Raw genomic sequence first — 19,711 nt, forward strand, 5'->3', positions numbered from 1 at the left:
TTGCACGCCATGGCTGCCGCTCTCAGCACGGATTGACCGGAGGCAGCCCGGCGATGTAGCGGCGCACCTCCTCGGCGGCCTGCTCGGCCGCATAGGTCACGGTGCGCACCGAAGCACCGGCGATATGCGGCGTCAGCGTCACATTGGGGAGCCGCAGCAAGGGCCAGTCCGACGGCACCGGCTCGACCGCGAACGTCTCCAGCATGGCACTGGCGATCTGCCCTGAAACAAGGGCCTCATAGAGGGCGTCATAGTCGACCAGCGGCCCACGCGCCGTGTTGACGAAGATCACGCCGGGTTTCATCCGCGCGATGGCGTCCTTGCCGATGAGGCCGCGCGTCTCCTGCGTCACCCGCGAATGCAGCGTGATCACATCGGAACGGGACAGGAGATCATCCAGTGCGACGAGTTCGACGCCGGCATTGCGATCCTCTGCACTCAACTGCACATAGGGGTCGCTGACCAGGACGTGGCAGCCGAAGGCGCGCAACAGCCTGACCACTTTCGTGCCGATGTTGCCATAGCCGACTACGCCGACGGTCATTTCGCTAAGCTCGCGGCCGGTGCGGTCGGCGCGGTAGAGATCGCCGCGCCACTCGCCCCTGCGCAGCGCTTCGTGGCCGACCCGGATCAGCCGTGTTTCGGCCAATATCGCGCCGATGGTGAATTCGGCCACGGCGGTCGCGTTGCGGCCGGGCACATTGACGACGGTGATGCCATGCGTGCGGGCCGCTTCCATGTCGATGTTGATCGGGCCGCCGCGCGACACCGCGACGAGCTTCAGCGCCGGCAGGCGCCGCATCATGCCCTCCGACAAGGGTGCAAGCTGGGTGACGAGGATCTCGGCGTCGCCAATGAACTCGACGACCTCGTCGGGACGGCCGAAATACTCCTTGACCTTGTCGAGGCCGAGCGCCGGATCGCCGAATTCCATCGGCTCGTCGGGCCAGGCCGTCTGCAATGTCCTCACATCGAGGTCACCACTCGCGACCTTCTCGATTTTGGCGCGAAACACCTCCGGAAGCATGAAGTTGTCGCCAATGATCGCTATTTTCCTGGGCATACTCGACTTCTCAATTTGCCTGCACTGAAGCCATCGCGCGCCAGACCGGCCGCAACGCCTGGTGCGCCAACATGTAGGATGGGGTCATCCTGTCGTAGATCGCGGCGAGGCTCCGATCGCTCGGCTCGGCCTCGCCAAGCAGCGGCGTTACCCATTCCGCGACGCATTCGTCCATCGACTTGTACAGGCCGACGCAGACCGCCGCGATCATCGCCGCGCCGGCCGCCCCGGCCTCCTCGCGCTGGCTGGTGCGGATGTCTGCGCCGACGGCGGCACCGAGGATCTTGCGCAGCGCCGGGCTTCGAGCGGCGCCGCCGGTCAGCCGGATCTCGCGCGGCAATGGCCCCATGGCGGCGTAGCAATCGCGCGCGGCGAAGGCCAATCCCTCGAAGACGGCGCGCACCAGGTCCGCATAGCCGTGACGCGAGGAAATGCCGACGAAGCCGGCTCTCGCATTGGCATCGACAAACGGCCCCCGCTCGCCGGCCTCGGACACATAGGGCTGGTAGAGCAGAGAGGCGGGCTGCGAGGCCGCGATCCAGGTATCGACGAGCGCGATCATCTCGCCATTGCTGCGGGTGATGCCTTGCGAGGCGAGGATGCCGGAGGCCAGCCCAAGCACCCAATCGATGTTGAGCGTCGCGGCCATGTTGGACTGCATCTGCGCGAACACGCCGGGCGCCGGCATGGCCATGGTGTAGCCGGTTGCCGCCTCGTTCAGTTGCACGTCGTCCGGCGTCTCGGCCAGCCGCATATGCATGCCGGTGGAGCCGATGATGGTGCAGCCGGGCTTGCGCTCGCGGTCGAGCAGGCCGGCGCCAAGCGCGGTGCAGACGACGTCGACATAGCCGAGCACGACCGGCGTGCCGGCAAGCATACCGGTCGCAGCGGCGGCCGCCTGCGACAGACCGGCACTGTGCCTCGTGCCGTCGGTGACCGGCGGCAGGAGATGCCGCAGGTCCGCGACGCCGAGCACGTCGAGCACATCCTCGTTATAGTCGCGGGTGCGGAAATCACCGAAGGTGAAGGTTCCCTCCGACGGGTCGGTGGCGCGCTCGCCGGTCAGCTTGAAATAGAGCCAGTCCTTGCAGTGAAACGCCGTCGCCGCCTTGGCGAGCATCTCTGGCATGTTGCGCTTCATGAACACGAACTGCGAGCCCTGCTGGCAGGCGGCGAGTCCGCTGCCGGTCTTTTCGAAGCGCAGCCTGTCCTCCGGCCGCGCGCGGATCTCCTCGACGACACCGGCGGCGCGCGCGTCGAGCCAGAGCCAGCCCTTTGCCACCGGCTCGCCCTTGCCGTCGATCAACCAGGTGCCGTCGCCCTGCCCGGTCACCGCGATGGCGACGGTCCGGCCGGCGAGATCGGGCACCTTGTCGGCGAGCTGGCGCAAGGTCGCCGCCGCATCGGCCCATGTGCGCGCAAGATCCTGTTCGGCGCCGCCGCCCGGCAGCGTCTCGTAATGGTTCGGCGTTGCCGCGGCGGCGATCTGCCGGCCTTTCGTGTCGAAGGCGATGGACTTGATGACGGAGGTGCCGGCATCGATACCGATCAAGAGATCACGCATCAGGCGAGCTCCATGCCGTGCGAGATGGCCTCGCCGCTCGCCTGGTCGAAGACATGCAGGTTCTTCGGGTCGATGCTGACATTGATCGGCGTGCCAAGATCCAGCCGGGTGCGGTCGTGCTCGACCAGGACCAGCGAGCCGCCGGCGAAATCGGCCGCTATATGGGTCTGGTCGCCAAGCCACTGGTTGGCCGAGACCCTGGCGGGAACACCCTCCTTCGAGCGCCGCACCGCGTAAGGCCTGATGCCGATGACCACCCGCTCGCGGCTGAGCAGCTGGTCGCGGACGGGAGCACTGAAGGCGTCCTTGTCGTAGTCGAGCGACAGGCCGTCGGGCAGCCTGAGATTGATGCGGCCGGCGGTCGTGCCGACATAGGCCTCGAAGACGTTCATCGGCGGCTCGCCGACGAAGGTGCCGGTGAACAGATTCGCCGGGCGCTCCTTGATCCTGTCCGGCGTATCGAATTGCTGCAGCACGCCGCCTTCCATCACCGCGATGCGGTCGGCAAGCGCATTGGCTTCGGTCTGGTCGTGGGTGACTAGGATCGCGGTCAAGCCGCGTTCCTTGATGAAATGCTTGATACGGCCGCGCAGCACGGCGCGGAGCTGCGGTTCGAGCTGCCCCATCGGCTCGTCCAGCAGATGCAAATCGGCGTCGCGGATCAGCGCCCGGCCCAGGCTGGCGCGCTGCTGCTGGCCGCCGGAGATGGAACTTGGGTAACGCTCCAATATATCCTCGATCTCGAGCAATTTGGCGATGCTGGCGACCCTGGCCTCGACCTCGCTTCTGGGTAGCCGGGCCGCCTTGAGCGCGAAGGCCATGTTCTCGCGCACCGTCAGCGGCGGGTAGAGCGAATAGCCCTCGAAAGCCATCGCCACGTTGCGCCTGACCGGCGGCAGCGTGTGCACCTGGCGGCCGGCGACCGAGATCGCGCCACGCGACACCTCCTCGAAGCCGGCGATCATGCGCAGCGTCGAGGTCTTGCCGCAGCCGGACGAACCGAGCAGCGCCACGATCTCGCCCTTGCCGATCTCCATCGTCAGCTTCTTGACGGCGTGGACGCCCCGGTCGATCGGGCCATAGAATTTGTCGACACCGGAAATGGTGAGTGCGCTCGCGCTCATGCCGCTTCTCCGTTGCGCAAGCTGACGACGTTCTTCGAGCCGATGCGCTCGCCGCTGGCGCGATCGAATAACAGGGCGCTCTTGCCGTCGACGGCGATATAAGCCTTGCCTTCGCTGCGGCCCGGTGTTCCGGCCGGGCGCGAGACCAGGATTTCGCGGCCGCGCAGCGTGCGCACCAGCGTGACGATCTTTTCGTTGAGCGGCGTTTCGGCCTCGACCGTCACCGGAATGGCGCCCGCTTCATTTTCGCCGACGAAATGCAGTGCTTCCGGCCTGAGCCCGATGATGCAGTCGCGGCCGACCGCGGTCTCGGGAGCCCCGCCGAGATGGACCTGCACATTGGACAAGGCGACATGGATTCCCTTGGCGCCAAGCGCCGGCTTGACGTCGAGCAGGTTGATGGTCGGATCGCCGAACAGCCGCGCGATCTCGATATTTGCCGGCTCGCGATAGATCTGTTCGGGCGTACCGAGCTGGCTGATGACGCCTTGCGACATGACCGCGATGCGGTCGCCGAGCGCCATGGCTTCCTTATAATCCTGGGTGACGTAGACGACGGTGGCGCCGCGGTCTGCGAGCAGCCGCGGCAGTTCGAGCCGCATCTCGAAACGCAGCTTGGCGTCGACATTGCGCAAGGGATCGTCGAGCAGCAGCAGCGGCGGCGAGCCGACCAGCGCACGGGCAAGCGCGGTGCGCTGCTTCTGGCCATTGGAGAGCGCACGCGGCTTATGGGAGAGCACATGGGCGATCTTCAACAGCTTGGCGACGCTCTCAACGCCGGCCTTGATCGCGCCCTGCGACGAACGCTTGGCCTCCAGCGGCGTCGCGATGTTGTCGAATGCGCTCATATGTGGAAACAGCGCGAAGTTCTGGAACGCCATGCCGACGCCACGGAATTCAGCGTCGACATCGGTCATGTCCTCGCTGCCGATGAGGATCTTGCCTTCATCGGGGTCGATGACGCCGGCGACGAGGCGCAACAGCACCGTCTTGCCGGCGCCGGAGGGTCCGAACAGGACAAGCGTCTCGCCGTCGGCGACGGTCAGCGACAGATTGTCGAGCACGGTCTGGCTCTTGTAGCGCTTGACGAGGTTTCTGAGTTCGAGGCTGGCCATGGAACTACCCCTTCACCGCGCCGAGTGACAGGCCCTCGACCAGATAGCGCTGCGCGTAGAGGGCGAGCGCCAGAGTCGGCGTGATCGACAGGACGATGGCCGCCGAGATCTGGCCGTACTGGATGCCCGAGGAGGTGATGAAGGCGAGCGCGCCGACCGTCACCGGCTGCTTGTCGGCCGAGGCCAGCACCAGCGCGAAAACGAAATTGTTCCAGGCGAAGATGAAGGCGAGCAGGCCGGCAGCGGCAATGCCGGGGCCGGCGAGCGGCAGCGCGATCTTGCGGAAAGTGGCGAACCAGGAATGGCCGCCGATGCGATAGGCATATTCGATGTCGGCGGGAATATCCTCGAAATAGCCGCGCACGATCCACAGGATCAGCGGCAGGCAGATCAGCTGGTAGACCCAGATCAGCCCGATATAGGTGTTGGCCAACCCGAGCTTCTGGAAATAGAGCGTGAGCGGCAACAGCACCAGCAGGGCCGGCGCAAACCTGAACGACAGCAGCGTGAAGGCGATGTCCTCCGAGCCGCGGAACTTGTGCCGCGCGAACGCGTAGGCCGCCGGGACGCCGAGCAGCAGCGAGACCGCGACCGAGGTCACCGACAGGAACACCGAATTCCACAGATTGCGCATGAAGGCGATGTCGAGCGTGCCGGCTGCCGTCATCAGTTTGCCCGTGATCAGTGCCGTGTAGTTTGCGAGCGTCGGCTCGAAGATGAGTTGCGGCGGGATGCGCAGGATGGTCTCGTTGGTCTGGAACGACATCATCAGGATCCAGACGATCGGGAACATGAAGAAGATCACGACCAGCGTGAGTGCCGCGCCGCGCAAGATGCGTTCGACAAGGGAGGTGTGTTCCATGGCCGCCTCCTATGCCTGGCCGCGGGCGCGTTCGCGCAGCCGCAGCCAGTTCTTGATGAAGATGTTGGAGAGGAAATAGGTGATCGCCCACAGAATGATCATGAGCGCCGCCGAACGGCCGACATTGGTCGACTGGAAGAAATTGAGATAGGCCTCGACCTGGAAGACGGTCAGCGTGTCGCCCGGGCCGCCTTGGGTCATGGCATAGATGATGTCGAACTGCTGGATGGAATCGAGCAGACGGAACAGGGTCGCCGTCAATATGTAGGGCGTCAGCATCGGCAGCGTGATGCGGAAGAAGACGAAGCTCCTCGGCACCCCGTCGAGCGCGGCGGCCTCGAACGGCTGCGTCGGCAGGCTGCGCAGGCCGGCAAGCAGCAGGATCATGATGAACGGCGTGTAGACCCAGATATCGACGAGAACGACGGTGAACAAAGCCGTCGACGGCGACGAGGCCCAGCGGAAATCCTGCAAGCCGATGAGGCTGGCGAGATAGCTCAAGACGCCGAAGCCTGGATTGGTCATCAGCTTCCACATCAGCGCGGCTAATGCCGGCGCCGTCATCAGCGGCATCAGCAGCATGATCGAGATGAAGTTGTTCAGGGTCGAGCGCTTCTGCAAAAGCAGCGCGATGGCGAGACCGAGAAGCAGTTCCAGCACCACCGTAGTGCCGGCATAGAGCAGCGAGACCTTGAGCGTGTTCCAGAACTTCGGATCGGTGAAGAAGCTGATGTAATTGTCGCCCCAGTTGAACTGACGCGCCCAAGGCTGGCTCAGCCGGTAGCGCTGGAACGAATAGACGACCGAGGTCAGGAACGGGATCAGAATGCCGATGCAGACCAGCAGAGCCGGCAGGCTGAGCACATAGGGCAACACTCTCTTGCTGATCCTGAAGCCCGAAGGCCTGGGCCTTTGCGATACTACCGCAGTCATCGTGCTGCTCCGTTGTCCCTGTCGCTCCGCCCTGCCGGCCGCCCAAGGGAGCAAGGCGGCCGGTCGGGCGAATGGCGGCGACCTTACGGCACCGCGTCGCATATGTGAGAAGGTCCGGTGAGGACCGGCCTGCCAAAGCAGGCCGGCCCTCGCCACCTCTTAGCCGAGGCCGGCTTCCTTGAGCTGTCCGTTGATGCTTTCGGCCAGCTTGTCGAGGCCTTCGTCGACCGGCACTTCCTTGGCCACCATCTTCTGGAGCGTCGCCGCCCATTCGGTGGTGAGATCGAAGAACAGCGGCTGCGCGGTGAACTTGATGCTGGCGCCCGGTGCCGAGGCGTCGAACATCTCGACATAGCCGGGATAGCTCTTCTTCAGCTTCTCGCGGAACATCTCGTCCTTCCAAACCGACTGGCGGACCGGATCGACGAAATCCATCTTGGTGGCGCCGAACAGCCCGTGCTCGGGACCCGAAGCCCATTGCAGGAAGTACCAGGTCGCGTCCTTGTCCTTCGAGAAATTGGACATCGCCAGCGACCAGATCCAGATGTTGGGCGTCGAAGCCTTGGCCTCGGGATTGGCGGTGAAGGCGGCATAGGCGAGCTTGCCGGCCATCTTGTTGTCGCCGCCATTCATGAAGTAGCCGAGGCAGTCAGCGTCGAAGATCATCGCCGAAGCGCCGGCGCCGAGATCGGCGCCGACCTGGTACCAAGTGTAAGTTGACCAGTCCTTGGGTCCGCTCTCCTGGATCATCTGCACCCATTTGGCGTGGAAGGCCTTGGAGCCGGCAGTGTTCATAGCGGCCGACAGCTTGCCGTCGGCGGAGACGTTGAGGTCCTTCTCGTTGAAGTTGGCATAGGCCGACAGGAAGCCAGGATGGATCGTCGCCCAGGAGCGCGAGCCTCGCACGCCGATGCCGTAGACGCCGCCGCCAATATCCTTCTGCAGCTTGGCCGCCGTCGTGATCATCTCGTCCAGATTGCCCGGAATGCCGACGCCGGCCTTGTCGAACATACCCTTGTTGTAGGTAATGTTGTTCTGTTCGAAGGCCCACGGAATGCACCACTGCTTGGCATCTTCGGAACCGAGCGCGCCGCCGGGAGTGCCGTTCCAGGCGCAGGACGCCTTGACGCCCGGCAGGAGATCATCCCAGGCATAGTTCGGGTTGGTCTTGGCCGGATCCTTGATCCATTCGTTGAGGTCGGTGATCCAGCCGGCAGGGCCGTAGGTCCAGGTCATGTAGGCGCCGGTCATGAAGGCGTCGTATTCGGGGGAACTCGCCGACAGCGCCGCCGTGACCTTGTCGAAATAGACGTCTTCCGGGAACACGTCGTAGACGACATTCATGCCGGTCAGCTGCTTGAAGTTCTCGAGGTCGGCGATCATCGCATCGGCATAGGGATGCTTGTTGAGCAAGAGCTTGATGGTCTTGCCCTGGTGCGCCTTCCAATCGAAGTCGGCGGCCAGCGCCCGGGTCTGCCCAAGATTGAGCAGCGTACCGGCCGTACCGGCGGCAAGGCCCATCGCACCCAGGCCCTTGATCAGCCCACGACGGTCGACTTGTCCGCGCAGGAAAGCGTCAATGAGGTCTTTCTCTTTCTCATGCATTTGGTCTTCTCCTCCACAGGGTAGTTTTAACTGAACCGACGCCGGCTACCCGACCGGCGTCTCCTCCACGAGCGATCGCGCTGTCCGCTCATCAGTTATCAGGCCCTTGAGATAGCGGCCCTCCAGCACCGCTTTGACGGCTCGAACCTTGACCTTGCCGCCGGCGACCGCGACGATCCGGCGGCTGGCGATGTCCTCGCGCGCCAGCGCCAGCGCCCGGTTGGAAAGGGTTGTTGCCACCGCCTTGCCGGCATCGTCGAAGAAATGGCCGAGCAATTCGCCGACGCCGCCATTGCGGCGGATCTCCTCCATCTCGCCCTTCTCGATCATGCCGGTGGCGACGAGCGAGGCTTCGCGTTCGGCCGTGCCGATGCCGGCAAATAAAAGGTCGGCGGATCTTGCGAGATCGAAAACCTCGCTGATGCCCTTCTGTCCCAGCAACACCGCGCGGTCGTCCACAGTGTTGGCGAACATCGGCACCGGCATCACATAGGCTTCGGCGCCGGTGCGCTCGGCGAGGCGGTGAATGACGTCATGCGGGTTGGCGGAGAACTTCCGCGTCAGGCCGCCGAGCAGCGAAACGAAGCGGATCTTGTCTGTCGAGCTGCGCGGCAGGTATTCCACGCAGGCGGCGAGCGTGCGGCCATGGCCGACGCCGATCAGCGCCTGCTCGCCGCGTTCGATCTCACGCTTGAGGAATTGCGCGCCGGCGATGCCGAGCGCCTTGAGCGGCAATTCCTCGGAATCGAAATCGGGAACCACCTCGCAATAATCGAGGCCGTAGCGGCGCGACAGCTCGTCCTCGAGCTCGACGCACTCCGAGACTTCGCCGTCGATATAGACCTTCACCAGCCCTTCCTGATTGGCCTTGGTGATGAGGCGGTGGGCCTTGAGGCTGGTCAGCCCGAGGCGCTTGGCAACCTCGGACTGGGTCAGGCCGCCAGCGTAATGAAGCCAGGCGGCGCGTGCCGCCATGCCGGTTTCATCATCGCGCAAGAGGCCGTTTCCAAATCCAACCACGTTCCGCCCTTTGATATTTTTTTCAGTTTCTGCAAAATTTTTCACACGGACGCGTCGGAGTCAAGCGCCAAGCGCCTGCAAATCACGCGAGGTTCAAAAAGGGGCGCTGATTGTCAACGAGAATGGACATGCGAACACCTGACACGCGGCACCTATCAGGGCCACGGCGACCGCTCAAAAGAAAGCGGTGTCGGCTTATATTTCGCGCAGGAACCCGATCACCATCGCCGCCGCCCAGGTGAAGCGCCGCCGCCCAGCGGCTCGCCGGTGAACGGTTCCCAGCATTCGGCAAGCCGCCTTCGGTGATCAGGTCCCGGCTGGATCGCGTGATGGGCCGAGCGACGTCGATGTGCCTAGTGGCAGCAAAGGCCGCCCGCGAGCAGACCCTATTGCAACGTCCGCGCCGCGGACGGCATCGAATGGTCGTGCGCCATGCCGGCATCGGCATCTTCCACGCCGAGCCCGCGGTCGAGGCCGGTGGCCACAACCGAAACCCGGAACCGGCCTTCCATGCTCTTGTCGAAGATGGCGCCGACGATGATGTCGGCGTCTTCATAGACCTCTTCACGGATTCTCGTGGCGGCCTCGTCGACCTCGAACAGGGTCATGTCGCGGCCGCCGGAAATCGAGACCAGCACGCCCTTGGCTCCCTTCATCGACATCTCGTCCAGCAGCGGGTTGGCGATGGCGGCTTCCGCCGCCTTCATCGCCCGGCTATCGCCTGACGCCTCGCCCGTTCCCATCATGGCGCGGCCCATGCCGCGCATCACCGATTTGACGTCGGCGAAGTCGAGGTTGATCAGGCCTTCCTTGACGATGAGATCGGTGATGCAGCTGACGCCGGCATAGAGGACCCGGTCGGCGATGACGAAGGCATCGGCGAAGGTGGTCTTGGCGTCGGCGATCCGGAACAGGTTCTGGTTGGGGATGACGATCACGGTGTCGGCGCTTTCGCGCAGCCGCTCGATCCCCTCTTCGGCCATCTGCATGCGGCGCCTGCCCTCGAAAGTGAACGGCTTGGTGACGACGCCGACCGTCAGGATGCCTGCCTTGCGCGCCGCCTGGGCGATCACCGGCGCGGCGCCGGTTCCGGTGCCGCCGCCCATTCCGGCGGTGACGAAGCACATATGGGTGCCGGCCAGATGGTCCATGATCTCGTCCAGCGATTCCTCGGCCGCGGCGCGGCCGATCTCGGGAAGCGATCCGGCGCCCAGCCCTTCGGTCACATGCGCGCCGAGTTGGATCAGCCGCGTCGCCTTGGACATGGTGAGCGCCTGTGCGTCTGTGTTGGCGGCAATGAATTCGGTGCCCTGAAGCTGCTCGGCGATCATGTTGTTGATGGCGTTGCCGCCGCCCCCGCCGACGCCGACAACGGTGATCTTGGGTCTCATCTCGGAGATCTCGGGCTTCTTGAACTCGGCCATGCCTCTTCTCCTTCGCCAGTCGCTCGCGCTTCACGCCCCGCCAGATCGATCACACCGCAAAACGGCAACCGACGCAGAGCGGCGTGACGAATCAGTCCGCTCGGATGGGTGTCCCAAAAAGCCAGAGAGCGGCCAGAGGTGCAAGTGCGGGGAAGGTCAAGATTTGTGATAGGGGCGTTTCAGACCGCCACAGCGGCCGCAGCCGCTGCGCGCTGAGCCCGATGCCGAGCCTTGGCTTTCCGCGTCCTTACCTCTATGTTGCGATCGCAGATCGCGCAATTGGTTTTGAAATGCCTCCCGACATCCCAGCTAGTGACTTGAAAAAATAGGGAAACGTTCCGGCTGGGCCGGATACGGGTTCCGAAAATCACAAGACATTTTTACCAGGGATAGTGCAGCCCGTCAGGGCGCGGGCACCCTTCGAAACCAGAGGTTGGAAATTGGGCGATGCAATTGCGGACGTTTTGAACTGGCTTGAGAGCCGAAACGACATCCAGAGCCTGAGGGCCGCGGTGTGCGACCTCAATGGCATCATGCGGGGAAAACGCATCCCCGTCGAGCAGGCGCGCAAGGCGCTGGAGGGCAAGCTGCGCATGCCCTATTCGCTGATCGGGCTGGACATCTGGGGCGAGGATATCGAAGGCAACGCGCTGGTGTTCTCGACCGGCGACGCAGACGGATTGTGCCAGTGGACCGGCCGCGGCATCCTTCCCGTGAACTGGACGGCGCATCCGACCGCCCTCATCCCGCTCTGGCTCGCCGACGAAGGCGGCGCGCCGTATCTCGGCGATCCCCGGCGGGCGCTGGCCCGCATCCTCGATCGCTACAAGGCTTTGGGGCTGACCCCTGTGGCCGCGACCGAGCTCGAATTCTACCTTGTCGATCCGCAATCGCAGCGGCCGGTCGGGCCCGTCTCGCCGGTCACCGGGCGGCGTCTGGACTCCGACGCGGCACTGTCTATCGACGAGATCGACGACTTCGAGGCCTTCATCCACGACATCTACGAAGCCTGCCGGGCACAAGGCATTCCCGTCGATACGGCAATCGCCGAGAACGGCGTCGGTCAGTTCGAGATCAATTTGAACCATGTCGCGGACGCGCTGCGGGCAGCCGACGACGCCGTCCTGTTCAAGCGCACGGTTAAGGGCATTGCCCGCAAGCACGGCTTTGCCGCCTGCTTCATGGCCAAGCCCTATGGCGACCGGGCCGGCAACGGCTTCCACGTCCATTTCAGCCTTGTCGACGCCAATGGGCGCAACGTCTTCGACGACGGCACCGACCAGGGCTCCGGCATTATGCGCCACGCTGTCGGCGGACTGCTGGCGGCGATGGCCGAGAGCACGCTGGTGTTCGCGCCACATTTCAACTCCTACCGCAGGCTCCGGCCGAGATCCTACGCGCCGACCGCCGTCGCCTGGGGTTACGAGAACCGCATGGTCGCGATCCGCATTCCCGGCGGCCCGACCGGTGCGCGCCGCATCGAGCATCGCGTGTCGGGAGCGGACGCCAATCCCTATCTTGTGCTTGCCGCCATACTGGGCGCGGCACTGGTCGGCATCGAAAGGCAGATGTCACCGGGCGACCCGACCGGGAACGACGGGCAAGGCCTTGCCGCGGCCAAGCTGCCGCCGGACTGGGCATCCGCGATCGCGGCCTTTGAAAGCGGGACGCATGTGGCGGAGATCTTCCCGGCGATCCTGCGCCACTCTTTCATCGCCTGCAAACGCCAGGAACTGAATACGTTCGCGCTCAACGTCAGCGACTTCGAGATCGAGACCTATCTCGAAAGCGTCTGAGGCTCGGCTGACCGACGGCAGCGGCAACGCAAGGGCTTGCGGTGCAGTCGCTGACCGGGCATAAACATGAATAGTTTTGTCATGTATTATGGCCAGGACAGCGGAATTGACCTTCGTTGCGCGCATGGAGAGCCGGATTCAGGGATTTGCCGTAATCGGCGACCTGAAATGGCACGTCTGGGACGGGGTGGTCGCCGACCTCTGGGATGTCTCATGCGGTGACAATGCCGAGGGTTATTACGTCTCTCCCGACCCCCGGCTGTTCGTCGCTCTCGGCGTCGACGGCGACGGCGCCTTCGTCGTCGAAGGCGCCCAGGGCGAACCGCGCCGTCACAACCAGGCGTTTTCCATAGCCTATATACCGGCCGGGGTGCCGATCCGCGGCCGCGTCGAGGGTCTCAAACGGATCAGGCATCTCGACCTGCATTTCGACGCGGCGATACTGACCCGCCGCTTCGGCCGCAGCCTCGATCGCGATGCCTTGCAGATGTCGCGCCTCCAGTTTCGCGATGATCGGATCGCCACGCTTGCCGGCCTGATCGCCGCTGAATGCGGCAGCGAGCGGAAGCTGCATGATCTTTATGGCGAAGGTCTGCTCAACGCCTTGTTCGCATGCCTTTTCCAGATAGACCGGCCAAGTGCCGCCAGGCGCCGGACGCCCCTGTCCCGCCGCAAGCTGCGGCTCGTCACCGACTACATCGACGCCCACTGCCTGGACAGGATCCGCCTTGCTGATCTTGCCGCGCTGACCGGCCTGTCCGAAACCGCGATCAGCCATGCCTTCAAGGCGGCAACGGGCGTGCCGCCGCACCGCTGGCAGATGCAGGCGCGGATCGACAGGGCAAAGGCGATGATGGCGCATGAGGCTGTCTCGCTTGGCGACATCGCCCAGGCTACCGGCTTCTTCGACCAGGCGCACCTTACCCGCGTGTTCAAGTCCGTGGTCGGATTGGCGCCCGGTGCGTGGATGAAGAGCGCAAACCGCCAGTGACATTTCCGCAACATAGTGCCGCGATGTCCGTGGTTTGGACAGGAATGGACAAGCCGCCCAAATCCATCCAATGACCCGCAGATAAGTTGATATAAACCATCAAGTATCTCAACGACCACAGGCGGGGACTTTCCTGATGAGCAGAATCTATCGGATCAAGGCGCTTCTGGGGGCCGGCGTGGCGGCTGCCGCGATGATCCCGCCAATGCCGGCGTTCGCGCAGACGGCGCAATCCAGCACCCAGCTTGAACCGATCGTGGTTGAGGGCGAGGCCGGAGACAGGGCGACCGGGCCGGTCGACGGCGTCGTCGCCAAGACGACCAGAACCGGTTCCAAGACGGCGACCGACATCAAGGAAGTCCCGCAATCCGTCTCGGTGGTCGGACGGCAGGAGATCGAGGATCAGGGTGCACAGAAGGCTGACGAGGCGCTGCGCTACACCGCCGGCGTCTTTGCGCAGCCTTTTGGCCCCGACAGCGACACCAACTGGATGTACATTCGCGGCTTCGATGCAACGGCCACCGGCACCTACATGGATGGCCTCCAGCTGTTCAGCTATGGTTTCGGCGGTTTCTATGTCGACAGCTTTGGCCTTGAGCGCATCGAAGTGCTGAAAGGCCCGGCCTCGGTGCTCTATGGCGGCAGCAATCCCGGCGGCATGGTCAACTATGTCAGCAAGCGCCCGGACTTCGAACGCACGCGCTATGTCGAAACCGGCGTCAACGATGCCGGCAATGTCTATCTCGGCTTCGACATCGGCGATGTCGCCAACAACGGCACGGTCAGCTACCGGATGACGGGCAAGGTCGCCGGCGGCGATACCTACAGCGACCTGCAGAACGGCTGGCGCGGCTTCATCTCGCCGAGCATTAGCTGGAAGCCGGACGAAGCGACCACGCTAACCATACTGGCCAATTACAGCCACATCGACGAGAACCATAATGGCGGCAGCTTCCTGCCCTATGATGGAACCGTGATCGATCACAGTGTCGGCGGCGTGAACTATGGCCGCATCGATCCCGATGCGAACTTCACGGAACCGAACATCGACCTCTACAAGCGCGAGCAGGGCTCGCTCGGCTACGAGTTCGAGCACACGTTCGACAATGACTGGACCGTTCGCTCCAACGCCCGTTTCATCGCCGCCGACATCGACGAGGTCAGCGTCTATCCGAACGGCTGGTCAACCATCGGAGGGCCGACCGAGCTGGCGCGGATCAATTTCGATCATGACACCACGGCCAAGACCTTCCTGGCCGACAACCAGATCGAAGGCAAGGTAGCGACCGGAGCGATCGAACATACGATCCTCGCTGGCGTCGATTTCAAATATTACAACATCGACCAGGTACAGTCGTCCGGCCTCTACGATCCCAATTATGACAATCCGATCGACGCTTTCGATCCGGTGTACGGTTCGCCGCTGACGCCTCGCGTCAGCTATCTCAATCAGGACCTGACGCAGAAGCAGCTTGGCTTCTATGCACAGGATCAAATGCGCTTCGGCGATGGCTGGCTGGTGACACTGAACGGCCGCTACGACCGTGGCTGGCTCGAAGCCGACAACCGCCCGACCTATTACTCGGCGGGCTCCAGCACGCAGAGCAGCACGGTTGGCGATTTCTCCGGCCGCGCCGGTCTGGCCTATGAGTTCGCCAACGGCGTAACCCCCTATGCCAGCATCGCCACCTTCTTCAATCCGATCATCGGCACCGACGCGGTGGGCAATCTGTTCAAGCCGGAAGAGGGCACGCAGTACGAAGTCGGCGTGAAGTATGTGCCGACTTTTGTCGATGGCCTGTTCACCCTGTCGCTGTTCGACCTGACCCGTCAGAACGTGCCGTCGAATGTCACTCCCTTCACCCAGATGCAGACCGGCGAGGTGCGTTCACGCGGCGTTGAGCTCGAAGGCAAGGTGAACGTGACGGAGGATTTCCGGGTTACCGGTGCATTCACAGCTTACGATATCGACATTACCAGGGACGCCAACCCGGCGCTTATCGGCAAGACGCCTTTCATCGTGCCGGAAGTGATGGCTTCCGCATCGGTCGATTACACCTTCCGTGGCGACTGGTATGACGGCATCTCGATTGGCGGCGGTTTGCGCTATATCGGCTCCTCATGGGCAGACAATGAGAATACGGCGAAGGTTCCGGCGGTGACGCTGGCCGACCTTAAGCTCGGCTACGAGAAGGAGAACTGGGGCGTCGACCTCAACATCACCAACCTCTTCGACAAGACCTATGTGTCGGGCTGCCAGACAACGCTCACCTGCTCCTACGGCGAAGGCCGCTCCTTCAAGCTGAAGGCGCACACGAGTTGGTAATCATGGACCAAACCCGCCGGCAATGATCCATCCGCCCAACAGACGGCAGGTGCTTGCGCTGGCGGCCGCGGCCTTGCTGCCGCCGGTTGCCGGCAGGACCGCGACGATAAGTGTTGCCGCGATCGATTGGGGCATGCTGGAAACGCTTCTGGCGCTCGGCGTCGAGCCGGCGGCGGCCACCGAACTGATCCAGTTCCGCAGGATTGCGGTCGAGCCTGCCGTTCCCCAATCCGTGACCGATCTCGGACTGCGCGGCACGCCCAACTACGAGCTGTTGCGCATCGTCGCGCCGGACCTGATCGTCATCTCCAATTTCTACGAGTACCAACGCCCGATTCTGGAGCGCATAGCGCCGGTGTTCGCGCAAACCGTCTACGATGCCGGAGTGCGGCCCTACGCTCTCGCCGAGGTAGCAACGCTGGCGCTGGGCGAAAAGCTCGGACGACCGGCCGAGGCGCAGCGTTACGTCGGCGACACCGCCGACGATATAGCGCGGCGTCGCGCCGCCTTGCCAGCGACGTCCGCACGGCCGGTCTTTGTCATTAGCCTCGGCGACTCCAGGCACTTCCGCGCCTTCGGCCGCGACTCCATGTTCGGTGACGTGCTCACGCGGCTCGGCCTGGTCAATGCCTGGTCCGATGAGACAAGTTACAGCGCGGCAGCACCCGTCGGCCTGGAGGCGCTGGCGCGGGTGCCCGAGGCCTCTATCCTGATCGTCTCGCCCTTGCCGGCGGATGTCGGGCGCTCGCTTCCCACCAATGCCTTGTGGAACGCGCTGCCGGCCGTGCGCCAAGGCCGCGTCGCGGTGCTCGAAGCCATCAACCATTTCGGCTGCCTGCCGTCGGCGCGCCGCTTCGCGCGCCTGGCGGCGGCGGCGCTTGCGGGTCAAGCTTCATGAGGGCGCGCGCCGCAGCCGGAAGCGAGATGCCTCACCGCACCATCGGCGGCGCGCTGCCGCCGCTCGTCCTGTGGGGCCTGCTTGCGGGGGTGGCCGCACTCTTGTTCGCATGGCGCGCCGGTATGCAGCAGCCGGCATCGGTGCCGGGCGATCTCGGCCATGTCATCCTGTTCTACAGCACGCTGCCGCGCGCCGTCGTGGCGGTGCTGGCGGGCGCCGTGCTCGGCCTGTCCGGCCTGCTGTTGCAGCATGTGCTGCGCAATCCGCTGGCGGAACCATCGACGCTCGGCATTTCGGGCGGCGCGCAACTGGCAATGACGGCAGCCTCGCTTTACGCGCCGTTGCTGATGGAACGGTCGCAAGGGCTGGTCGCCTTTGCTGGCGGCACCGCCGCTGTGCTGCTTGTGCTGGCGTTGACTTGGCGGCGCGGGCTGGAGCCGGTGTCGGTCGTGCTCGCCGGAATGATGGTGGCGCTGACGGCGAGTTCCGTCAGCGCCGCGCTGATCCTCGCCAATGGCGACTACCTGTTCTCGTTGTTCATTTGGGGCGGCGGGTCGCTGGTGCAGCAGGATTGGGGACCGGCCATCGCGCTGACGACGAGGCTGGCGGCCGGCGCTGTCGCGGCATTGATGCTGCTGCGGCCGCTGACCATCCTTGGCCTCGACGACGCCTCGGCCCGCGGCCTTGGCGTTGCCCGCCACACCAGCCGCTTTCTCATCATCGCGCTTGCGGTATGGATGGCGACGAGCGTCGCGGCGCAGATCGGCGTCATCGGTTTCGTCGGCCTTGCCGCGCCGGCGCTCGCCACGCTTTCGGGCGCGCGCACGTTGCGGCAGAAACTGATCGCCGCGCCGCTGATCGGCGCAGTACTGCTGTGGCTGACGGACGGGCTGGTCCAGCTCGCCGCCGGCTCCGGCGGCGAGCGCATTCCGACCGGCGCGGGAACCGCGCTTCTGGGCAGCCCACTGCTGCTGTGGCTGCTGCCGCGGCTGCGCATGTTCGAATGGCCGCATCTCGGTTCCAATGGCGTGACGCCGCGCAAGGCCCCCCGGCCTTGGCGCGTCATCCTCTTCCTGCTTGCGCTCACATTTACCGCCGCCGCCTTGGCCCTCGTGGTCGGTCGCGGACCGGCAGGGTGGTCGATCGCCGGCGGCGACCTGCTGGCCGATCTCGTCTCCTGGCGCGCGCCGCGTGTCGGCGTGGCCGCGGCCGCCGGCGCAATGCTCGCGGCGGCGGGCGTGGTCATCCAGCGCGTTACCGGCAACCCTCTGGCGAGCCCCGAAGTGCTTGGTGTCGGCACCGGCGCGGGCGCCGGCCTAACCGCCGTGTTGACGGTCAGCGCAACCGCCGGGCTCGGCTGGCAGCTCGCCGGCTCGGCCTTGGGCTCACTGGCGGCACTGGCCGCCATGCTGGCCATCGCCGCCAAGGCAAAATTCGGCGCCGACCGACTGCTGCTTGCCGGCATTGCCATGAGCGCACTGTGCAGCGCGCTGATCACCGCGACGATCGCGATGGGCAATACACAGTCCTATGTGCTGTTGCGCTGGCTGAGCGGTTCGACCGGACAGGCGACCGCCCTGGACGCATCCGTTGCACTGGCCTGCCTGTTGCCGCTGACGCTGCCGCTTTTTCTTGCCGCGCGCTGGCTGGACATCCTGCCGCTCGGGGCCGACAGTGCGCGCGGACTTGGCGTGCCCGTAGCCGGCGGGCGGCTGATGCTGGTCGTTGTCAGCGCGCTCCTGACAGCGCTGGCCGCTTTGATCGTCGGCCCGTTGAGCTTCGTCGGCCTGATCGCGCCACACCTTGCCCGGCTCCTCGGCTTTTGGCGCGCACGCATTCATCTTGCCGGGGCGATGCTTCTGGGCGCCTTGCTGATGACCATGTCGGACTGGCTGTCGCGCATGGCGGCCTTCCCGTACGAACTGCCTGTCGGCCTGTTCGCCTCACTGCTTGGCGGGCCGTATCTCGTCTACCTGCTTGCCAGGGGCGTGCCGCGCCAAGGCTGACTCGGCGTCCAGGCATGCTACGAGGGCCGTTCGGCCTTCAGCACCGAGACCGCCGCCTCGCTGTTGTGGACGTAGTCATTGGCGTTAGGCTGCTTTTGCACCAGCAGGATGAACAGAAGGTCGGTCAGCGTGAGCTGCGCATCGCGCGCGGTGATGGACGATGAGCGCGCACGCTCCTCGTCGGCGATGGTGTAGAGGCAGATATCGGCAACGCGGCCCAGCGGGTTGTCGTGCAGGCCCGTGACGGCGATCACCATGGTGCCGCGCCGGCGGGCCAGCTCGGCTATGCGCAAGGTTTCGATGCTGGCGCCCGAATGGGAGAGCGCGAACAGCACATCGCCAGGCCCGAGCGTCGAGGCATTGGCCATCTGGATATGGCTGTCGCTGTCATGCAGCACATTGCGGCCAAGCTTCATCAGCTTGTAGGAGAAATCGCGCGCCACCAGCGAGGAGGCACCGACGCCGACCAGATGGATGCGGCGCGCACCGTCCAGCAGTTCCAGCGCCCTGGAGATAATCCGCTCGCTGTTGGCGGCGACGGTCCGCTCCATCGACAGAAGCTTGCTGCCGATCAGCTTCTTCAAGATAACCTGGTAGCCGTCGCCGACCTCGATTGAACCGTGGATCATACCGGCCGGCATCTGCCATTCCCGCGCCTTGGCTTCGCTGACGGCGAGCTTGAGCTCCTGGTAGCTGGCATAGCCGAGCTTCTGGCTGAATTTGACGACGCTCGACTGGCTGCGCCCGATCTCGGCCGCAAGAGCAGCCGTCGACAGCCGCAGCATCTCGTCCGGATTGTCGACGATGTACTGGCCGATCTCACGATCGCCAGGCGCCATGCCGTCGAGCTTGGCATTGATCCTGTTCAGAACGGACATGATCCCCCTTGCGCTTTGGCGTCCAGCTGCACGGCCGAGGAATAATTTATTCCAATTTCGATTGACAGCCAAGAACGCGGAATTAATTCTCAAGCTGGGCCGTATT

At 64.4% G+C, this 19,711-nt stretch carries 15 protein-coding genes; 5 read left to right on the top strand and 10 right to left on the bottom strand.

The window, feature by feature from the left end; all coding sequences use genetic code 11:
- Nucleotides 1-22 precede the first annotated feature (22 nt).
- From LB532_RS14280 to ftsZ, 9 genes are all read right to left on the bottom strand, one after another.
- Nucleotides 23-1,063 (bottom strand): 2-hydroxyacid dehydrogenase, encoded by a 1,041-nt coding sequence (locus LB532_RS14280; protein WP_140638534.1) that lies wholly within the window; start codon nucleotides 1,061-1,063, stop codon nucleotides 23-25.
- Nucleotides 1,064-1,073: 10 nt separating this feature from the next.
- Nucleotides 1,074-2,627 (bottom strand): FGGY-family carbohydrate kinase, encoded by a 1,554-nt coding sequence (locus LB532_RS14285; protein WP_140638533.1) that lies wholly within the window; start codon nucleotides 2,625-2,627, stop codon nucleotides 1,074-1,076.
- A complete protein-coding gene (locus LB532_RS14290) occupies nucleotides 2,627-3,751 on the bottom strand; it encodes an ABC transporter ATP-binding protein (RefSeq protein WP_140638532.1) in 1,125 nt (374 codons plus the stop codon). The genes LB532_RS14285 and LB532_RS14290 overlap by 1 nt, the downstream gene beginning before the upstream one ends.
- A complete protein-coding gene (locus LB532_RS14295; RefSeq protein WP_140638531.1) occupies nucleotides 3,748-4,866 on the bottom strand; it encodes an ABC transporter ATP-binding protein in 1,119 nt (372 codons plus the stop codon). Before LB532_RS14295 ends, LB532_RS14290 begins: the two co-directional genes overlap by 4 nt.
- A gap of 4 nt (nucleotides 4,867-4,870) precedes the next feature.
- On the bottom strand, nucleotides 4,871-5,728 hold the full coding sequence (locus LB532_RS14300) for a carbohydrate ABC transporter permease (protein ID WP_140638530.1): 858 nt from the start codon (nucleotides 5,726-5,728) through the stop codon (nucleotides 4,871-4,873).
- A 9-nt stretch (nucleotides 5,729-5,737) separates the two neighbouring features.
- Nucleotides 5,738-6,661, bottom strand: a complete 924-nt coding sequence (locus tag LB532_RS14305; RefSeq protein ID WP_140638529.1) for a carbohydrate ABC transporter permease — start codon at nucleotides 6,659-6,661, stop codon at nucleotides 5,738-5,740.
- A gap of 159 nt (nucleotides 6,662-6,820) precedes the next feature.
- On the bottom strand, nucleotides 6,821-8,266 hold the full coding sequence (locus LB532_RS14310) for an ABC transporter substrate-binding protein (RefSeq protein ID WP_140638528.1): 1,446 nt from the start codon (nucleotides 8,264-8,266) through the stop codon (nucleotides 6,821-6,823).
- A 45-nt stretch (nucleotides 8,267-8,311) separates the two neighbouring features.
- Nucleotides 8,312-9,286 (bottom strand): sugar-binding transcriptional regulator, encoded by a 975-nt coding sequence (locus tag LB532_RS14315; protein WP_181165158.1) that lies wholly within the window; start codon nucleotides 9,284-9,286, stop codon nucleotides 8,312-8,314.
- Nucleotides 9,287-9,672: 386 nt separating this feature from the next.
- Nucleotides 9,673-10,710, bottom strand: coding sequence for a cell division protein FtsZ (ftsZ, locus tag LB532_RS14320; RefSeq protein ID WP_140551191.1), 1,038 nt, complete (start codon nucleotides 10,708-10,710; stop codon nucleotides 9,673-9,675).
- 440 nt (nucleotides 10,711-11,150) lie between these two features.
- Here ftsZ and LB532_RS14325 point away from each other — a divergent pair, with 440 nt between their 5' ends.
- The 5 genes from LB532_RS14325 to fhuB all read left to right on the top strand — a co-directional run bounded on the left by LB532_RS14325 (nucleotide 11,151) and on the right by fhuB (nucleotide 18,727).
- A complete protein-coding gene (locus tag LB532_RS14325; RefSeq protein ID WP_140638527.1) occupies nucleotides 11,151-12,506 on the top strand; it encodes a glutamine synthetase family protein in 1,356 nt (451 codons plus the stop codon).
- A gap of 106 nt (nucleotides 12,507-12,612) precedes the next feature.
- On the top strand, nucleotides 12,613-13,497 hold the full coding sequence (locus LB532_RS14330; protein WP_224556899.1) for a helix-turn-helix domain-containing protein: 885 nt from the start codon (nucleotides 12,613-12,615) through the stop codon (nucleotides 13,495-13,497).
- Between the two features lie 136 nt (nucleotides 13,498-13,633).
- Nucleotides 13,634-15,823 (top strand): TonB-dependent siderophore receptor, encoded by a 2,190-nt coding sequence (locus tag LB532_RS14335; protein WP_224556901.1) that lies wholly within the window; start codon nucleotides 13,634-13,636, stop codon nucleotides 15,821-15,823.
- Nucleotides 15,824-15,845: 22 nt separating this feature from the next.
- Complete coding sequence (locus tag LB532_RS14340) at nucleotides 15,846-16,721, top strand: ABC transporter substrate-binding protein (protein ID WP_140638525.1); 876 nt, start codon at nucleotides 15,846-15,848, stop codon at nucleotides 16,719-16,721.
- Between the two features lie 26 nt (nucleotides 16,722-16,747).
- Nucleotides 16,748-18,727, top strand: a complete 1,980-nt coding sequence (fhuB, locus tag LB532_RS14345) for a Fe(3+)-hydroxamate ABC transporter permease FhuB (RefSeq protein ID WP_140638524.1) — start codon at nucleotides 16,748-16,750, stop codon at nucleotides 18,725-18,727.
- A gap of 17 nt (nucleotides 18,728-18,744) precedes the next feature.
- On the opposite strand, the gene LB532_RS14350 is transcribed toward fhuB, so the two are convergent.
- The gene (locus LB532_RS14350; protein WP_140638523.1) at nucleotides 18,745-19,605 is read right to left on the bottom strand and encodes a MurR/RpiR family transcriptional regulator; all 861 of its coding nucleotides are present in this window, start codon (nucleotides 19,603-19,605) and stop codon (nucleotides 18,745-18,747) included.
- Nucleotides 19,606-19,711: the final 106 nt, after the last annotated feature.

Source organism: Mesorhizobium sp. ESP-6-2, assembly GCF_020164675.1.
In the GTDB taxonomy this organism is placed as follows: domain Bacteria; phylum Pseudomonadota; class Alphaproteobacteria; order Rhizobiales; family Rhizobiaceae; genus Mesorhizobium.